We start from the raw sequence: 18,740 nt of genomic DNA on the forward strand, positions 1-18,740 counted from the left end.
TTATAATTATGATAATCTAATTAGCTTATTATCGTCAAACTATAATAATCTAAATTTTTCGATGAATAAAAATAGTTTGTATAAATCGTATATGCTAAACAGCTCAATTTCGTGAAAAAACACTTTCTTTGCCGATTCCACACTTCTTTTGTCACACCTGAAGGGAACTTACTACATAACTAGAAATCATTCAACAGGATATATATAGGAGGGATTATTTTGGAATATAAAACACCATTTATCGCGAAGAAATTAGGTGTTAGCCCAAAGGCTGTTGTCCGGATTGCACAACAATTAAATCTTACGATAGAAAAAAATAAATATGGTCATTTTATTTTCACACAAGGTGATTTAGATCAAATGTTAGAATACCATCGTTCTCAGGCAGACCAACCTCACAACATTCAACCTACTCAAACAACATCATCAAATGATTTTGAGCAATTAGCAGCTCAATTAAATTCAATAACGAGAAGACTAGATCGAATGGAAGAACAAATGCTAGATAAAGCAAATGATGTCGTTACATACCAACTTTTACAACATCGCCGTGAAATGGAGGAAATGTTAGAGCGAATTCAAAAACTAGAAGCTGCCTTAAAAAAAGAAGAACCAATATATATTACTCCTGATTCAAAACCAACATATGAAAGAGAAAAGAAACCTAAGCGCCGCAAAATGATTTTTAGTATATTTGGACTATAAACTTGTAGACCCTTATTACAAGAATAAGGGTCTACTTTTTGTATGAAGAAAGAAGGCTGTAACATGATACCCTTCTTCATATTATACATATTCATATATTTTTATTTTGTTAACATAATATTTTTACTGTATTCTGCAATAAGTGCCTGCGCATGAGCATTCCCTTGAATAATATCACGGAATTCTTTCAAAGAATACAAATGTGTAGCCCCTTTTCGAGCATGAATCCGTACTGGTACACCTTGTAAAGTATCATGAAACTGGAATGGACTATCTATCGGCTCAATTGGAAAACCGAGTGTAAGTAAATACATATACATTCTTTTTGTAACTGCTGCAATATACCATTCAGCTTTCGTCTCTAACGCATGCATAAATAAAATCGCTGCCAGCCTTTTGAAATGTCCTCTACCCCGAGACGTTTTCGCAATGCTTAACTTTCCTATTTCATATACATTTTTCAAATCTTTCACTAAATCATTTTTAGAAAACGGATAGAAAAACTCCGAATTTGATTGTTCAGGTACTGTATACTTAATACATTCTACTGTACCGATATGATGTTCATCTTCTATTAATAAAAATCGTGATGGATTTAAATTACGTTCTACAAACATTAAGTTTCTTTCTTCACAAAAATCTCCCCATAGTTGCTCGAACCAAAAATGTTCTTCCTTTGTTTGAACACGCTGGAACATATTTACCCGCCTTTCCCATCGCCGCTCTGTTTTTGATAACGCTTTCACTTACTATCATATAAGAACAAACCTTCGTATGCAACTAAAAATATTTACGTCTTATTATATTCTGCAAATTGAATTAAATTCCTATTTCACACTCTGTTCCCCCCGCACGTACCATTTCTTACTTTCTTATACAATCGTACATACAAAGAAAGTTAATTTCTCTAATGAAAGATGATTACCATTTCAAATTCGACCCATGTTATGCTTCTTTCCTTATGGCATATAATTCTTCTTAACCGAAAGAAATCCTTTATAAAAAAGGATTTCTTTTACATTTTATTGCTTTTTAACCATTTTTCAAAAATTTGAATCATTCCGTGCTTTCCCGCCAACTTCTCTTCTCCTTGCTTCGTCTTATACGGATATAATTGTAAAAACACACCACAACCAGATTCTATTTTTTTACTATGCATATGACTCCCTGGATATACACAAATCACTTCATAAATTGCCCTACGATGAAAAACTCGTTTTCCACTTTGTTCTTCTACATATTTAATAGACCAGTATTTATACATTTGCTCCGTCGCTTTCGTATTACCAATAGGCTGAAAAATATTATACATAGGGCTATATTTCACTTCAATAATTATAGATGATTTATATACGTACTTCTCTTCTTCCTTTACAAAACAATCTAGACGTATATCTGGCTTCTTTGTGTCCTCTCCATTATAAAAATTACTTCCTTTACTAAGTGCAATAAGGGGGTGTGTTTCAATTAGATCATTAAATGCGACGTGTACTTTTATATTATCTCTATGCAAGATAACTGTCGTTCCATCTTGTAATCCGTCTAAATAAAAATGTTCTTGTATTTGTTCACGGATAGGATTCTTATCTTCAAATCCGATTTGTTCTAATATAGAAATAACGATAAAAAAAGCGTAATATTCATACACTAAAAACGTTGGTTTATATACGAATAATAAAGATGGGGATTGCTCCGTTTGCTGCGGTAACAATTCTAAATGATGGAGTAATTGTTGATGTGGTATAGATAAAGTGTGCGAATTAATGTTAGCTGTTTCAGAAATTCCCCTCCAAAATGGAGAATACAATAAATTTCGAAAGTATTGCACGCTTTCATGTACGATATGAGCTAATATTTTATATTCTTGTATTTTCACAGAACTTTTACGTAAATCTGCTTCTTTTAGTAAATGTATATTTCTATATTTTTGTTTTTCTCTGTCCGTCACTGATCCATTTCGTTCAATCGTTTTCATAATTGTTTTAACAGCTTGGAATTCATCTGATTTTTTCTTTTTTTCTCCTTCTAGTATTTCAATCGTTTTACGTACAAAACTTTCTGCTTCAAGTAAATAATAATAGAATTGCATTGTTTTAAATTTAAGGAATGCATTTTCAATACTATTTTTTTGCTCCTTAAATTTACGATTATAATATTTCGCATAAAGCTTTCTTTCTGTCATAATGGCAGTTTTTCTCGTTGTCTTCCGCTCTTTCGTTTCCCAATTAAATTCGTGTACAAATTCCGCATTCGATTCTACTTTCTTAAAAATTTGTTTTATTCTTTTCATTTTTTGTGGCAATTTTCTTAACAATACCAAATAAGAAGAATCTTCAATATCGCTCAGTGCTGAGAAAGTTTTCTTGTAATAACCTCTATCTAAAATTAACTCGTTTAAAATTGACTTCACATAATCTTGAATCATTTCAAATTGGTCATCAAAAAAGTTTTTAGGAACAACTTGAAACGCCCCATAATAAGTTTTATCTTCTATACGCACTTCAAAATGATATAAGCCACAGCGCCACGGATAAAAAAATTCAGTTTTTCCATGTTCATACACTAATACTCTTTGTTTTTTTTCATTTAATTCATATTGCGACTCTTTTATATTCTTTTGTCCCTCATATACTTTATTCCATATGAATGTAATATCCATTGGATTTTGATAATGGAAATGCAATTTCAGTGGTTTTAATTCCTGTACCTTATAAATACATTGAACTAGTGCTGTAGTAGACGTACAAAGGCGATTTAAAAGGATAAAATCGCCTTTCCCCTCAGTACCAATGATTAGCTTCAATACAAACGGTAGCGTTTCTTTCGTATCGACGATTGCTGTTTCATAACGCTCCTCATTTTGCATATCCATACAGCTCCAGTTCTCTACGCTTTTGTCTAATATAAGCTAAAGAATGTTCAAATGTAGATACACGATTTGCAAGCGGAGACTGTAAAAGTGGTATCAATATCGCCCCCCTTTTTGCTTCTTCAGAAAATAGAGAGCCCACTGTCATTTCTGTCCCCCTTAATTTCGTTAATACGCGTTGCTTTATTTGCAAGTCAAAGCCTTCTTCCCTGCTAATCATATAGGACTGATTATTTTGGAACGGTATATTTTGCAAATACGTAGCGATTGCGTTTGCACATCGGAAAGAAATTCCTTTTGATATATCGTGTGATGATAATACATCATGTAACTTATCCAATAACTCTAATTCCTCTTCAGTAAACACTTCAATCATCTCTTTATTCCTAAACCAATTAATTCGAAATTCTCCCGTTGTTACTTTCAGCGGGGGGTGCTGAACTACTTTCTCTTGTTCTATACTCATCTCGCAAAACGGAATTTTTTGTAACGTAATCAAATTTGTTCGATCTAATAATCGATCGGAAAGCTCTTTCGTCGTTTCATCAAAATTTACAGTGCCTACGAAAATAACATTCTCACCAATTTCCACTGAAGGCGGAATTTGATTTTCTATTTCTTGTACTTTCTCATACAAATTCAAAATACGATTCTGCTTTTCAAGTTGAAGAACGGATAGAAATGGAGTAAACCAATGCTCAATATGTGACATGTTCATTTCATCAAACACAATTATATACAATTGATTTGGGTTTTCTTTAGCCTGCAGCAATGTCCGAACTAACTTCGTTTCACTTTCAATAAAATTACCATTCGGATGAAGGTAGCCGAGAATATCATGTGGTTCTTGATACGATGGTGAAATCGGAATCCAAATTAATTCTTCACCATAACGTAAGCCGAGCGCTTCTGCATATGCTTGCACAAAGCGTGATTTCCCAACACCTGGTATACCGCCAACAATCGTTAACATATTGGTTTTAACACTAATGTGAAAATTATATATATCTGTATCATCCAAATATAGACCTTTTTTACGAACCATACTTTGTACATACTGCAAAAAAGAGGATTCACGCTCATCCCATTCCCAGTCCTCCTTTTGCATTTTAATATCCTCTGCTTCAACTAACTTACCTTCTTCAACAATTCGTTTATTTAGTTGCTCATACACATTCTCACTTACAAAATATAAATGATCATCTACCGCTATTTCTACATGTTTCATCCAATCGTTTATTTCAATATATTTGCATTCTTTTCTTTGCTCAAAATATGAAATTGAACTTATTGATGATTTTAACGATAAATTCCCATATAGTCTTCCTTCATACCATAATAATTCTGGAGGCTCAAAGTCTTTTGGTAATTTAGGCATAAGAAATGATAAATAACCGTTGCTTAACTTCCGTTCCAAAGACGCTCTCTTTTTATAATTCGAGACCTTTGGTGAAGGAATCAATTTATATGAAGATGCTATCTCCCTAGGCTCTTCTGTACATATTAATTCCAAAAATAAATTTCCTCGATCATAATAAAGACGAAACATAACCAATTGCTTTTCTAATTTACGCTTCTTTAAATCAGTAAAGATTTTTTCATTTTTTTTATTACTGCATAACCCTTCAAATAAATATTTTCCAGCCGGAAATAACTCTTGTAAAGTTAAGGGTAATGGAGAAAGGCATTGTACAAAGAAATTTTCTCCATTCTTCTCTCCCTCCGCTTTTGCAAACGTTCCAATAAACCTCATATAATACATTCGCTTTATAAAACTTGGATGAAGAGCTTTATGTAATTTCAACGTAGTCACCTTCTTTTTTCATACTATTCTTAGTGTATGAACTACAATCTAAAACTAGAAATAAAAAACCTGACGTCATCCGTCAGGTTCAAAATTAAAACGTATATTATAGAGAAGGAAATGCTTTTTTTTCTTGTAAAATAGCATTATGAGCAATTTTCATTTTAGCAAGTACGTACCGTAATCGATCTTCGGCATTTTCATCTTTATTTTGCTGCAGACTCGCCAAATTCTCTACAGAACTCGCTAAATTTTCAATCACACCTCGAAGTTCAGGATGATGATTAAAAAAAGATTCTTGTACTAATACTTTCCTTAAATCACTAGCTAAATCCATAATTCTAGTCAACTGTTCTTTTTCTTCCATTTTCATCCCTCCTGAATATCTTATGTATTAAATATTCTCTAAACTAAGAAAAAAGCCCTTTAAATTTAAAGGACTTTTACAATTTTATATTTCCTGACATTAACATATAAATTGACGTGATAGCTGCGATAACAATTGCCCACATCACATATCGCTCTTTGCCTGCAAAACAACGATTCCCTTTTTCTTTTCTTGCAAACATATACACGAGAATCCCAATACCATATACGATTGAAACAAGCAGTAAATTCTTTAAACCAGCTGCGTAAATGAGCCATACAGAATATACAGAAGCAATTAAAGCTAACAAACCATTTTTCACTCTCGCAACTTCCAGCTCTTTCGTAATGACTAATTTCAATTGGTATAACGCTGATAATAAGTACGGCAGTAATATAGATGTTGACGCAATAAAATACATAATTTGATATGTCGATTGTGAAAACAGGACGATTATAAATATAATTTGAGCAACGATATTTGAAATCCATAATGCCATATGCGGCGTTTGCTTCTTATTTGTTTTCGTAAAGACTTTCGGAAATACTCCATCTTTTCCTGCTACGTGAGAGATTTCAGAAACAAGTAAAAACCAGCCAATTAATGTACCTACAAGTGAAGCAACTAATCCGATGTTAATCGCAACTGCCCCCCAAGGTCCAACAACATGCTCTAATACATGTCCCATTGAAGGAGTTTCTAAAACCGAAAGCTCATTTCTCGTCATAGCTCCCATTGACAGCACAGAAATTAAAATATAAATAGACATTACTAAAATTAATCCAAGTACTGTCGCTTTTCCAACGTCCCTGCTATTTTTAGCTCTTCCTGATAATACAACTGCTCCTTCAACCCCAATGAACACCCAAAGAGTTACAAGCATTGTATTTTTCACTTGACCTAGTACAGAGGAAACCGTGATTGTTCCTTCGCCCCAAAAGTCATGTGTAAATGTGTCCCAGCGAAACGCTGTTACCATCACGACAATAAATAATAAAATCGGAACTAATTTCCCAATCGTTGCGATAACATTCATAATGGAAGCTTCACGGATTCCAAATAAGATAAGAAAATGAAGTGTCCATAATAAAAGGGATGCACCAACGATAGACGCAACATTATTTCCTCCTTTAAAAATTGGGAAGAAATAACCTAATGTGCTAAACAACAACATAATGGTTGCGACATTTCCTAAAATCCCTGCCAACCAGTACCCCCAAGCACTGTTAAAACCAATATATTCACCGAAACCAGCTCGTGCATAACTATAAATTCCGCCCTCAAGCTCCGGTTTTTGTCTTGCTAACGTTTGATATACGAGCGCAAGTGGAATCATTCCCATCGCTGTAATACACCAACCAATTATCGTTGCACCACTATTTGCTCCTACTGCTAAATCATGCGGTAAACTAAAAACACCGCCACCAACCATCGTTCCAACTACTAATGCGATTAACGGAAAAAATCCTAACTTCTTTTCTATTTGTACCACCCCATCTGTCATTCTAGGTGCTATGTTCATTCAACTATTAAAGTCACCTTTTTCTCTAATAGACGTTTCTCTTATATTTTTTCAGGAAAACATTACTTATTCTAAAAGAAAATGAAGAAAAATGGAATACTTTTTTGAAAAAATGTATAAGTATGCACAAAAAAACCGTCCATTTTGTAATGAACGGTCATTTCAAACATATAAAATTGTATATTTTTTGTAAAATCAATGGAGTAACTTCTCTTTTTGTAAAAATTGTTTTGCTACTTCTTCACTACTTTTACCATTTACGTTTACTTCATAATTCATTTTTCTCATTTCTTCATCTGTAATCTTTCCAGATAATTTATTTAATACTTTTTCAAGTTCAGGATATTTTTGTAACGTCTCTTTTCTTAATAATGGCGCTCCTTGATAAGGTGGGAATAGTCCTTTATCATCTTTTAGCACTTTAAGCCCATATTGCTCCAATTCACTATCTGTTGAATATGCATCAATTACGTTAACATCCCCCGATTGTATTGCACTATAGCGCAGTTTCGGTTCCATCGTTTTAACATTTGAAAACTTATAGTTATATAATTTTTGCATTCCTTTATAACCATCTTCACGATCAGCAAATTCTAATGTAAATCCTACTTTAGCTTCCTGTGCAATTTTTCCTAAATCAGAAATTGTATTTACGTTATTTTGATCTGCTATTTTTTTCGGCATAGCTAGTGCGTATGTATTGTTATACTCCATTGGCTTTAACATAACCATATTATATTTCTTTTCCATTCCCGTGCGAGCTTGTTCATATACTTCATCACGATTTGTACTTTTCGGTTCTTCTTTCACGAAAGTAGATAAAGCTGTTCCTGAAAATTCTGGGTATATATCTACTTCACCTGATTTTAACGCTTCAAATACAAATGCTGTTTTTCCAAGTCCCGGCTTTAATTCCACTTGTAAATCTGTATCCTGCTCAATAAGTTGCTTGTACATTTGAATTAAAATTTCTGGTTCAGATCCAAGTTTGCCGGCAATAACTATGTCGTTCTTTTGTGTATTCCAAAGAAATGGCAAAGCAATCATTACGACAACAATACATATTGTCAATATAACGCGCTTAGAAGAGCGTCTTGGGCTCTCGAGTGCCCGAAGTACTATATCAAAGAATAAAGCGAGTAACGCGGCTGGTACGGCCCCTAAAATGATAAGCGCATGGTCATTTCGATCGATACCAAGTAATATAAGTTTACCAAGCCCACCTGCGCCTATTAAAGCAGCTAATGTAGCCGTTCCAACAATTAATACCATTGCTGTACGAATACCCGCCATAATAATTGGCAATGCGAGAGGAAGCTCCACCTTCCATAACCTTCTCCAGCTATTCATTCCCATAGCTCTCGCCGCTTCTATAAGTGATTCATCTAATTCCCGTATTCCTGTATATGTATTTCGTAAAATGGGTAATAGTGCATACACAACTAATGCGATTATGGCTGGAAGTTTTCCGATTCCTACTAACGGAATTAAAAGTCCGAGTAATGCAAGTGATGGTACTGTCTGCATAACTGCAGAGGTCCCAATTATAAATTCAGCCATTCGTTCTTTTCTCGTTAATAAAATACCAAGCGGCACCGCTATGATTACTGCAAAAAATAGTGAAATAAGCGATATTTGTAAATGCTCACTTAATGCACTCAGCAATTCCATTTTTCGTTCTTGGAACGTTTGAATAAAATCAGTCACTGATTAGCCTCTCCCCTTCATTTGTTCAACAATATAATTGACAATATGACGACTTGTTAACGCTCCAACATATTGACCATTTTCTACAACTGGCACTGACTCTTCACCTTGTAAGCGGACTAGTGCTTCTTGTAAAGGAGAATGTAAAGATAAAGCAGTCCCTTCTACTCGTGTACTATCGTCTAGCGGCAATACATCTTCTATATTCATCCCCTCATACCAAGGTCGTCCACGATTTCCGATGAACTCCTCAACAAACTCATTTTTCGGGTTATGTATAATACCTTCTGGTGTATCTAATTGAACAACTTTTCCTTCTTTCATTACACAAATACGATCACCAAGTGATAAAGCCTCTTGCATATCGTGCGTTACGAACACGATTGTTTTTTGGATTTTTTTTTGCAGTTGTACAATATCCTTCTGGAGCTGCTCCCTACTTAACGGATCTAACGCACTAAATGGTTCGTCCATAAGTACAATTTTCGGGTTTGCGGCTAATGCCCGTACGACACCAACACGTTGTTTCTGCCCTCCCGACAATTCATCTGGCATACGATCACGATATACATCTGGATCGAGCCCAACCATCTGTAGCAAGTCATCGACACGTGCTTTTATTTCCTTTTTGGTCCATTTCCTCATTTCAGGGACAACTGCAATATTTTCAGCAATTGTCATATGTGGAAACAGCGCAATCTGCTGCAACACGTACCCTATATTCCAACGTAGTTCGTTTATGTTATATTGTTGAATATCTTTCCCATCGATTAAAATTGATCCTTCCGTCGTTTCAATTAAACGGTTAATCATCTTCATTGTCGTTGTTTTCCCACAACCACTCGGACCAATGAGAACAAAAAATTCTCCTTTTTTAATTTCTAAATGCAATGAATCCACTGCTTTTGTGCCATCTTCATACGATTTTGACACATGATTAAATTGAATCACAGACACAGCTCCTTTCATGTTGTTTCCTTTATTTTGATGGAATATAGCACTCATTTCAAATGATACGCTTTATTATACAAAAAAAGAGCTCTCATTTGAGCTCTAACGGTCGAACAATAATGTTTTCATAATTGCAGCATATTCACGCACATACGCTTTTTTCTTAGAGCGCCTCGGTGTTTCAGCAGCCAAAGCTTCCATCTTTATCCCTAAACGCTTTGCAATTATTTTCGTTCGATATAAATGATACGTATTACTTACAACTACCGCATGCTTTACATCATATAAATCCATACTAAACTTTAAATTTTCATACGTATTTGTAGAGCGGTCTTCAATTAAAATACGATTCTCATCTATACCATGTACCATTAAATAGTTTCTCATACTGTGAGCTTCCGGTATATCTTCATCTTCCCCTTGACCACCTGAAACAATTACTTTCACCTCAGGGTGAGCATGTAAATATTCCAACGCTATATCCAAACGATTTTGAAGAGATAAGGATGGTCTATCTCCAAATAACTTTGCACCTAATATAAGAACGTATGGAGAGTGGTTACTCAATGTTTCACGAGCAACTTTATTCATTCGAAACGTCATATAAATGATGTATAGCGGAGGTAGTAATAAGATTATAAGCAAGATCCATTTGTTCATAAATAAGTTAGCACTCCCTTTCTTTTTATTATATAGAAAAAGAAAGGGAGTAAGAAGTGTTTTTTAAACGATGGATTTATTAGACACATTTGCTTCCATTTTACGTTTTGAAATTACATAATAAAAAGCAATCCCTAATGATAGGATCAATATAAAGCTTAGTACGTAAAACGGGATCATCACCCCTGCTTTAGATACGCCTGCCGTAAACAACATTAATAATACAATTCGAATTCCTGTACCAATTAGTCGAAATAAGCTGTCCACACGTCCCATTACTTCATTTGGTATTTCTTCCATCATCAATACATTTCTCGCCACTCTCGTTCCAGCATTTCCAATCGCATGAAAAATCGCAAGTCCATATAATAACATAATGGAAGGCTCAATAATCATTGCGGTAATTGAAATTACATAAATGAACATCGTCATAACGATTGAAACTTCTGTTTTGACATATTTCATCATGATTGGAATACTTATTCCTGCAAGAACCGCTCCGACACCGTACATCATACCTTCAATTGCGTATACAGAGGCACTAGCTTTGAGTATATTTGAAATATATACTGGGATTAAATAATTTGCCATCATGACACCGATAAACGGCATATAAGTCGCTAGTAAAATACTTGCAGAAACAAATGTACTAAAAATCAACTAAAAAGCTGATAAATCAACGTTTTTTATAAATATAAAAATCACAAATAGTCGTTTGGTTTTATACATTTGTTACCAAAACGTTACCACAAAACAAAAAAGCACAGCGTGTATAAGTAGTGTTGGTAGCACTCTTATACCGTCCGCCTACTCACGATAGGCAAACACTTGCTGTACTCTTACGGACTATTTTACAGTACGTAAGGGCTCCTTAGCAACAGTTTGCTTACCATCTGGCATTCTGTTGCTTTTTTGTTTATACAAAGGGGTCAATTAATATGGAAAAGAAACGTATCGATGTTATCGCAACTAAAGAATCCTTCCACAACTTATCATCATTCACAAAAGTGGAAGAACTAAATAAGGCTGTACATGCATACAGAGACATTATCCGTATGTATATTAAGCGTACTGACGTACAATCTAAACTAATTACATTACTTGAAATTTTAAAGCACCACAGCTGTAAATATGTAGGTGTTAGTTTCCTATGCAAAAATAGGATTGCTACAAAGATGGCAGTTTCATATAAAACTGTACAACGTTTAATGAAGAAACTTGTGGATCTAGAGATGGTTAAACAAGTAGCAATGAAGCGTACAAAAGATATGTTACAAACATCAAATGCTATTATCATTCAACCGATTGTGGAAAAAGTGTCCAACAAGGTAGATACAAAAAGTCCTACAAAGTGTCCTACCATTAAAACAACCCCTATTTCCTTAAAACAAAATATAAAACATATAAACAAACGTAATAGTAATAAGAATATAGCTACACCTGAAGAAAACATTAAAGAAGCTGATTTTGTTGCCCACTGGGTACCAGAACGTTTTATTTCTTTAGTTAGCTCTTTTTACAGTGAATCTAAAACAATTCAAGAACTGTGGAAGGTCGTAAGACAGTGCAATAAAGTTACAAACTTCTCTACAGGTGATAAAGCATTTGATAAGGACCAAGAGGTTACTATTGGCTTAAAAGCTATTAAAGAGTTTGTTATGAAACTTAAGTCCGGCACAAAAATGAAGAATGGTAAATTCGCTTATTTCAACGGTATTGTAAATAACTTAATGGACAAGTTTTACTTTGATAGTAAGTTCATGGGAGCATAAAAAAGCCCCAAATGCTAAACATTGGGGACTCCAAAAGTAAGGATGAAAAATTTGCATATTTTATTTATTTAATTTATGTTATGGTTCCATATGTTAATCAATTACAACACTTTTAAAAAGGAGGATACATAATGAAAGCAAAGAAACTCGTATCATTAGCATTACCTGTTCTATTATTAGTTGGTTGTGGGGTATCAGAAAAATCATCTGAACCTAAGACAGAAACAGTAAGTAAGGAAGATAAGAAGGAAAAGATTTCTGAGGAAAGATATCCTTATTATGTGTTTGAATTATTAGTAGACTTTACGAGTCAGCTAGATAGTTATTCTAGTACAGTGAAATCAGCATTTAATGGTGGCGCAAACGTAAGTCAAATTATGGATTCAATAGACAGTATAGAGTATGTGTTAGATGAATATGATAAGATTCAAGCACCTAGTAAATATGAAAGTAGTCACAAAGACCTCGTATCAGGGGTAGATGAAATCAGAAAAGGGTTAGATTTACTAGCAGACTCGATTAAACTGTACGAAAAAGGCGATGTAGAGAATAGAAACAAGGGTAAAGAGAAAGCACAAGAAGGTATGGATGTTATTAAACATGGGGAGTCTATGTGGAAACCAGTATTTTCATCTTTACATAGTGAATATCCTGATGTATACGAAAAAGCATTATTAAACAATGGAAGCAATGGGTAAGCTAAAATAAAAGGGACTTATTACACATCAAGGAGATGGAAGACCCATCAAGTATAACGTTTGGTTCTAAAAAGAATAAATTCAAATGCTGAAATATGGTTTATTGTTATTGCGTTTATTTTATTACTTCCTACTTTAGGATGGTCACTTATACTCTATGCCCTTTATTTTGGGATAAAATCTATTTTTGCTAAAACATACTTAGTCCAAAACGTTGCTACTGGAGAGAAATTCAAAGTAGATAAACAAGAATTTAAACAGTACAAGAAGAATTTTAAGAAGAAGGAAAAACAAGTTAGAAAGATATCTGATTTGTAATAAAACAAATTTTCATTATAACTAACAATCTACCAAATCTATTTATTTGTTATACTCAATAACAGAATATACATCAGGAGGAAAAATAACATGAAGAAATTTATCGTAGCAGGATTAGCATTAGGACTTTTAGCTGGCTGTACTTCCACAGATAACAAAAGTGAATCAAAGAACACAGCCACAAAAAATGAAAAATCTGAAACTAGTACTAAAAAAACAAGTAAATATCCCTTCCCTAAAGAAACAACACTAATTGGAGAAGGAAAGATAACAGTTAGTACACCCGCAGGAAACTCTAAAAATGGAAACGCACCAGTTTTGTTTGCAAATAATAATGATATAATGGTGCATCTTGGTATAGAGTATGCTAATTTCCAAGGGGACAAACAAACATTTGTTTATGTTGATAAAATCTTCAAAGAAACTTTACAAGTCGCAGAATTAACTCAAACATCAATTATTTTAAGTGAAGATACATTAAAACTTGGTATACATACAGTTACAGCTGTTCAATTTGAGGGTGATGATCCAAAAGGTAAAGTATTGAATTTTGTTGAAGCAAAATATGAAGTTAAAGAAAAGAAATAATAAATACTTGATATATTATTTAATTTAGGGGGCATCTTCATGAAGGTTGTACGCTCTATATTTAAAGGATTCCGTTTAATAAGTTTAATTATAAAACCAATACTTAAAGCATTATCTATAAGTAAATTCTAAATATCATACAATAAAAAACCGACTCATTTAGAGCCAGTTTTCATTTAACCTAAATCTAATAAATAGAGATACTATTAGCATAAAAATATTTACATCTAAAACTATATAAAATACTAGAATACTTATCTTTAGTTTCTAAATTTATTTTCTATAATAATTTTGTACCTCTGGGAGTGCTATTTCTATAAACCACTGCGAATTTTTTAATGCCTCAAACATTTTCGTTTGCCAAGAATTAAGTTTATCATCTTGATATGTTTCAATATTATCATTTATATAATCTAAAGCCTTATTTTCAGGATTAGAATTGTATTCTTTAATTAATAACTACACCCTAGCATTAAATTCTCGTGTTGCATTATCAGCATATAATTTACTTAATCTAAATAGTTCAAAATGAGCATCAATTCGCGCTCTCATTGTAGCATCAAAAACTGTATCTGAAACAGAATAAGAAATATTAAGACTGTATTTATGAGTATTTCGTATAAGTGTAATTTAACTGATTAAAGCTATTTTCAAAGACGACATATCAGCGATAATTTATGTCTATTTTGTATAGGTGTTAGCAAATTCGTTTGCAAACTTGTTAGCACTTTTTCATTTCATCCATATGTATTTAATTTAAATTAAGTCTTATAACTTTTTATTGAAAAATGAAACTATATAAGTCTAGCTTTAGATTATCAAGATCTACAGTGTTTATTCTTTCCTTATAGAGCTCATAAAAATATCCGACTCAATTGAGTCGGATATTTTTATGAGCACATATACGGCTAACTATTATTATTTATTAATTTTTGATCACATTTCTCAATCCACTCTTGATATTCAATTTTCTCACCTTCGATAGATGCACTATCCAATAGTTTTTTACATACGATTTTAAAGTTATTATAAAATGCTGTTGATTTATAGGTAAGATTGTTTGATGAGTTTTTATATTCTTTAAAAGCTTTTCTATATGAATCAATAGACTCTTCATCCTTATTTAATTTCTTATAAATGAAACCTTGCATTGCATAAAGGAATGAATCATGCTCTCTATTACCAATAATCGGTTTTACAACTTCCAATGCTTTTTCATATTCCCCTTGTTCAATATATAAATTTACCTTTCTAACGTATCCTCTTATATATTTTTCATCTAATTTTATTGCATTATTATATGCATCCATAGCATCTTCGTTACTTTTTAATTTTACTAAAGCATCTCCTAAATTAGTATAGCTTGCAGCAGTTGGTTTTATTTCTATACCTTTCTTAAGGTCATCTACAGCGTTTTCTATTTTATCTAACTTTATATATATTAAACTTCTCAAATAATGAGCTTGTTCGGAATCCTCCTTTAACTGTATAGCACAGTTTGCAGCTTTTAATGAGTCTTCCAGTTTCCCATCTATATTCACTAATATACGTGCTTTACTTAAAAATGTTTCAGGTCTTCTTGGATTTAAATCTTGTAGTACTGTAACTAATTCTAAAGCCTCTTCAAATTTTCCTTCATCATATAAAGTACTTATTTGCTTAGCTAGTTCACTAATTTGTTTCTCTATTTCACTCTCAGGAATAATGTCAATCATACCATCTTCTGAGATTACTACAATTACACAATTCCCTTCAATTCCATCTCCATTTTTATATCTTAAAGCTGAATTATACCTGGCTCCCCTTGATGAGTCACCCTCTCCAATTTTTGCATATCCATCTAATATCACCCCAATCGCATGAACATGCCCATCAATATCCATATACAGAGCACCGTCTATATTGGTTATCTTTTCAACCACCTGTCTAAAATAACTACTCTCTTTGGTATCTATTACATTAATTTTTATCGATTGCTCTTTTAATCTTTCCACTTCGGTTTCAGCTATTTCTGGTGTAGTGATAACTATTATTGTCCCATGCTTCTGACTATATGCACATTTTACAACTTCAATAATATTTGTAATTTTGTTATCTATCTTAACCGTGTCTTTATTTTCTTTCTCAGATAAGTACTCATAAAATATATTTTGCAAAGATTTCTTTAACCTAATTTCAGAAAATGTATTTTCTACCAATTCCATTTTTCCATGCTTTACACTTAACACATTATTCTCTTTATAGAACCAATGGACTATTTCATCCATTTTAGTTTTTCCATCCTTAATATTATGAATAATTTTTATTTCTTTTACTTTATATTCAAACTTACCCAAAAAATCAATCAATAAAACTTTGTTGATTGATTTTAATTTCAGGTTATATAAATCCCTTAAATTTCCTAATCCATAAATATGTTTGTTATCACCTATAAGATAAATACTATCATCCGTCATCTCCAATAATTTTCTTATCTTTCTGTGTTCTTTGTATGCTATTACATCATCAAATTTAATAACAAAGCGGACATGTTTCTCTATTATCTTTTCATCTATTAAAAGTAATTTGGCACTTATACTTTGACCTTCATAGTTTAAAGTTGAGATTACGTTTAATTCATCATACAAATTATGATTTTCATTACCCTCTTCGTTACATACACGGTTAATTAAATTATTGATAAAATCTCTCCCCATAGAAGATATAGAATCATCAATATTTTGTTCTAAAAGCTTATTTAGCCCTAAATCCTTACATTTTTTAAATATGCAACCCAAAACATATCTAAAAAATGAAAAATGAGGGATATTTAAAAACACTTCCTTTGTATCATCTTCAAAATCTGTAAAAGTTAAATAAAATAATAAATATTTATCCTCTTCAATTTCTAAATAGTTCAAGTAATTCAACTTCTCGAAATTTGTAAAAGAATTATTCTCTTTATCATCACTATTATCTAATTGAATTTGTTTTAAAACTCCATCAGATTCAATTAATGTAGCCTCATTTAACTTATTATTTAAGTTATGTAATTCTTCTTGTTTCTCCAAAAATGAAATATTATTAATATTTAATTCAATAAGTCTATCTGGTATTACTATATCTTTTTCACTAACCTTACCAGTAAATTCAATTGTTTCAACTGTTAAATTAACTATCGGATTAAGCGTCTGAATATAATTTTTAATTAATCCCTGTATTTCGATTTGTATATTTTCTGCTTCATTCACTTAATTCTTCTCCCCTTATAAAATTGTCATAATAGATCATTAATAAATAAAATCACTTCGTCATTTCTATTTATCAAACCAAAAACATTTAATTTTGATATTAACATTATACAAGGTAGCTTTTATTGTAAATAGAATTTTTGCATTTTCAAAGGAAAAAAGCTTAAATATTTCTATAAAAACAAAGAGCTAATACAAATAGTAAGGCGGATTTTGACTGAAATTATCTAAATCTGAAAAATAAATATTAACACATTACTTAATTTCTACCTGGAAAATTAATAGATATAATATAACAGCAGATGCTATGATGTTTCCGGTGTTGCCAGTGGAGTAGTAAAAAATAATTAATATATAAATGTAAATATATATTTTTTTATGAATTGATAAATAGTACGATAGTCTTAAATACAAAAGCAGTCTATTCATATATTTGAGCAGACTGCTCTTTTCACTTTACACATACATAAGGCTTCATTTAAATTTTATGAATTAGTAAATACAAACCAAGCCCCCATCAAGGCGACTCCTATTTTTGTTCATAAAACTATTCTTTTGTATTAACTTATTTCCCCTCTAACTAACACATTAATCTTACATAATCAAACTTTATATATTAAATTTTAGATATTCTATTCCACACGACATTTTTCGACACTAATTCTTTTTTTATCTTGCTAATATAGAGATTGATAAAACAATATTTAAAAAAAGTGAGGAAATTTTCATGAGTTCCAATAATTTTTTTCCATCCTTAACATCTATTCAATTACAAACAGACCCGGGATCTCCAGAACTGGTGTTATATACCGACGGACGAGTTAATATTTTACATATTTCATGTAGCATCGGAGGATTACTTCAAAGAACAATCCCTTTGATTCATGAAACCCTTGATTATGTGGCGGTATATTTCACCCTATACCACCAATTTGGCGGAAGAGAGACTACTATAGTTAGAAGATATTTGTTTGAATTTGATCCCCAGAAAATCGATATGAAATCTAATACTGATCATGCTGAATTAGAAATACCAATAGATGATGATTTCTCTGGAATTAACTTTGTGGACAACTATTACTATTTACAGGTTAGTTTTACCCACAAACAACCGGACGAAATGGGAGTCTCAGAGTCAATTCAAACAAATAAAATATTTGAAACTAAAATTCCATTTATGATTGAAGAGGTGCTATAATTATGGGAGAAATCGTAGAATTACCACAATATAGAAATCAAAAAGTCCCTGATAAAAATAATCTCGGAGGTGGAGGTGGGGGCGGAATGAATAACTATGTTACCCATAAAGAGTTAGATGATATGAAAGACAAATTGGATAACAGCCTAAAGCTCACCGAAAAAAACATAAAATTAATGTTTCTTGAAGAACGCGATTATCATAGAAAAAATAAAAATGAAGCAATAAAATGGATTGTAGGGACAGGTTTGACTGTTACTGGGCTAATATTTACCTATATGAAATTCTTTGCAGGTTAATTCAAAATAAGTAACTACAATAAAGCCGATTCCTTTTTATGGAATCGGCTTT

Annotated in this window: 16 protein-coding genes and 1 pseudogene; 7 read left to right on the plus strand and 10 right to left on the minus strand. The window is 32.3% G+C overall.

Annotated elements, in window-relative coordinates:
* Nucleotides 1-219: 219 nt before the first annotated feature.
* Nucleotides 220-705: a chromosome segregation protein gene (locus BAQ49_RS14165; RefSeq protein ID WP_071745831.1), complete on the plus strand. Its 486-nt coding sequence runs from the start codon at nt 220-222 to the stop codon at nt 703-705.
* Between the two features lie 101 nt (nt 706-806).
* On the opposite strand, the gene BAQ49_RS14170 is transcribed toward BAQ49_RS14165, so the two are convergent.
* From BAQ49_RS14170 to BAQ49_RS14210, 9 genes and pseudogenes are all read right to left on the minus strand, one after another.
* Nucleotides 807-1,403 (minus strand): hypothetical protein, encoded by a 597-nt coding sequence (locus BAQ49_RS14170; protein WP_071745832.1) that lies wholly within the window; start codon nt 1,401-1,403, stop codon nt 807-809.
* 317 nt (nt 1,404-1,720) lie between these two features.
* Entirely contained in the window at nt 1,721-3,571 is a 1,851-nt protein-coding gene (locus tag BAQ49_RS14175; protein ID WP_071745833.1) for a hypothetical protein, read from the minus strand.
* A complete protein-coding gene (locus tag BAQ49_RS14180; RefSeq protein ID WP_071745834.1) occupies nt 3,561-5,378 on the minus strand; it encodes a DUF8727 domain-containing protein in 1,818 nt (605 codons plus the stop codon). Before BAQ49_RS14180 ends, BAQ49_RS14175 begins: the two co-directional genes overlap by 11 nt.
* A gap of 106 nt (nt 5,379-5,484) precedes the next feature.
* Complete coding sequence (locus tag BAQ49_RS14185) at nt 5,485-5,745, minus strand: LemA domain protein (RefSeq protein WP_071745835.1); 261 nt, start codon at nt 5,743-5,745, stop codon at nt 5,485-5,487.
* Between the two features lie 76 nt (nt 5,746-5,821).
* Nucleotides 5,822-7,249 carry an arginine-ornithine antiporter gene (gene arcD / locus BAQ49_RS14190; protein WP_071745890.1) on the minus strand — a complete coding sequence of 476 codons (1,428 nt, stop codon included), beginning with the start codon at nt 7,247-7,249 and terminating at the stop codon, nt 5,822-5,824.
* Between the two features lie 213 nt (nt 7,250-7,462).
* A complete protein-coding gene (locus BAQ49_RS14195) occupies nt 7,463-8,974 on the minus strand; it encodes an ABC transporter permease/substrate-binding protein (RefSeq protein ID WP_071745836.1) in 1,512 nt (503 codons plus the stop codon).
* A gap of 3 nt (nt 8,975-8,977) precedes the next feature.
* The gene (locus BAQ49_RS14200; RefSeq protein WP_083596022.1) at nt 8,978-9,925 is read right to left on the minus strand and encodes an ABC transporter ATP-binding protein; all 948 of its coding nucleotides are present in this window, start codon (nt 9,923-9,925) and stop codon (nt 8,978-8,980) included.
* Nucleotides 9,926-10,027: 102 nt separating this feature from the next.
* Nucleotides 10,028-10,585, minus strand: coding sequence for a YdcF family protein (locus tag BAQ49_RS14205; protein WP_071745838.1), 558 nt, complete (start codon nt 10,583-10,585; stop codon nt 10,028-10,030).
* Between the two features lie 63 nt (nt 10,586-10,648).
* Nucleotides 10,649-11,212, minus strand: a pseudogene (locus BAQ49_RS14210) (MFS transporter); the annotation flags it as partial.
* Nucleotides 11,213-11,523: 311 nt separating this feature from the next.
* Here BAQ49_RS14210 and BAQ49_RS14215 point away from each other — a divergent pair.
* The 4 genes from BAQ49_RS14215 to BAQ49_RS14230 all read left to right on the plus strand — a co-directional run bounded on the left by BAQ49_RS14215 (nt 11,524) and on the right by BAQ49_RS14230 (nt 13,961).
* Nucleotides 11,524-12,357, plus strand: coding sequence for a cytosolic protein (locus tag BAQ49_RS14215; protein ID WP_071745839.1), 834 nt, complete (start codon nt 11,524-11,526; stop codon nt 12,355-12,357).
* Nucleotides 12,358-12,611: 254 nt separating this feature from the next.
* On the plus strand, nt 12,612-13,055 hold the full coding sequence (locus BAQ49_RS14220; RefSeq protein ID WP_425266543.1) for a DUF7018 domain-containing (lipo)protein: 444 nt from the start codon (nt 12,612-12,614) through the stop codon (nt 13,053-13,055).
* A 60-nt stretch (nt 13,056-13,115) separates the two neighbouring features.
* Nucleotides 13,116-13,373: a hypothetical protein gene (locus BAQ49_RS14225; RefSeq protein WP_071745841.1), complete on the plus strand. Its 258-nt coding sequence runs from the start codon at nt 13,116-13,118 to the stop codon at nt 13,371-13,373.
* 90 nt (nt 13,374-13,463) lie between these two features.
* A complete protein-coding gene (locus tag BAQ49_RS14230) occupies nt 13,464-13,961 on the plus strand; it encodes a hypothetical protein (RefSeq protein WP_071745842.1) in 498 nt (165 codons plus the stop codon).
* Between the two features lie 908 nt (nt 13,962-14,869).
* Here BAQ49_RS14230 and BAQ49_RS14235 read toward each other — a convergent pair.
* On the minus strand, nt 14,870-17,191 hold the full coding sequence (locus tag BAQ49_RS14235) for a DNA integrity scanning protein DisA nucleotide-binding domain protein (RefSeq protein ID WP_071745843.1): 2,322 nt from the start codon (nt 17,189-17,191) through the stop codon (nt 14,870-14,872).
* Nucleotides 17,192-17,918: 727 nt separating this feature from the next.
* On the opposite strand from BAQ49_RS14235, the gene BAQ49_RS14240 reads away from it, so the two are divergent.
* Both BAQ49_RS14240 and BAQ49_RS14245 read left to right on the plus strand, forming a co-directional pair.
* A complete protein-coding gene (locus BAQ49_RS14240; protein ID WP_071745844.1) occupies nt 17,919-18,389 on the plus strand; it encodes a hypothetical protein in 471 nt (156 codons plus the stop codon).
* 2 nt (nt 18,390-18,391) lie between these two features.
* Nucleotides 18,392-18,688 (plus strand): hypothetical protein, encoded by a 297-nt coding sequence (locus BAQ49_RS14245; RefSeq protein ID WP_071745845.1) that lies wholly within the window; start codon nt 18,392-18,394, stop codon nt 18,686-18,688.
* Nucleotides 18,689-18,740: the final 52 nt, after the last annotated feature.

The organism is Bacillus proteolyticus, from assembly GCF_001884065.1.
GTDB lineage: Bacteria > Bacillota > Bacilli > Bacillales > Bacillaceae_G > Bacillus_A > Bacillus_A proteolyticus.

Coding starts and splice junctions, on each gene's coding strand:
- BAQ49_RS14240 (WP_071745844.1), top strand. CDS start 17,919: ATGAGTTCCAATAATTTTTTTCCATCCTTAACATCTATTCAATTACAA.
- BAQ49_RS14205 (WP_071745838.1), bottom strand. CDS start 10,585: ATGAACAAATGGATCTTGCTTATAATCTTATTACTACCTCCGCTATAC.
- BAQ49_RS14215 (WP_071745839.1), top strand. CDS start 11,524: ATGGAAAAGAAACGTATCGATGTTATCGCAACTAAAGAATCCTTCCAC.
- BAQ49_RS14245 (WP_071745845.1), top strand. CDS start 18,392: ATGGGAGAAATCGTAGAATTACCACAATATAGAAATCAAAAAGTCCCT.
- BAQ49_RS14185 (WP_071745835.1), bottom strand. CDS start 5,745: ATGGAAGAAAAAGAACAGTTGACTAGAATTATGGATTTAGCTAGTGAT.
- BAQ49_RS14175 (WP_071745833.1), bottom strand. CDS start 3,571: ATGCAAAATGAGGAGCGTTATGAAACAGCAATCGTCGATACGAAAGAA.
- BAQ49_RS14170 (WP_071745832.1), bottom strand. CDS start 1,403: ATGTTCCAGCGTGTTCAAACAAAGGAAGAACATTTTTGGTTCGAGCAA.
- BAQ49_RS14230 (WP_071745842.1), top strand. CDS start 13,464: ATGAAGAAATTTATCGTAGCAGGATTAGCATTAGGACTTTTAGCTGGC.
- arcD (WP_071745890.1), bottom strand. CDS start 7,249: ATGACAGATGGGGTGGTACAAATAGAAAAGAAGTTAGGATTTTTTCCG.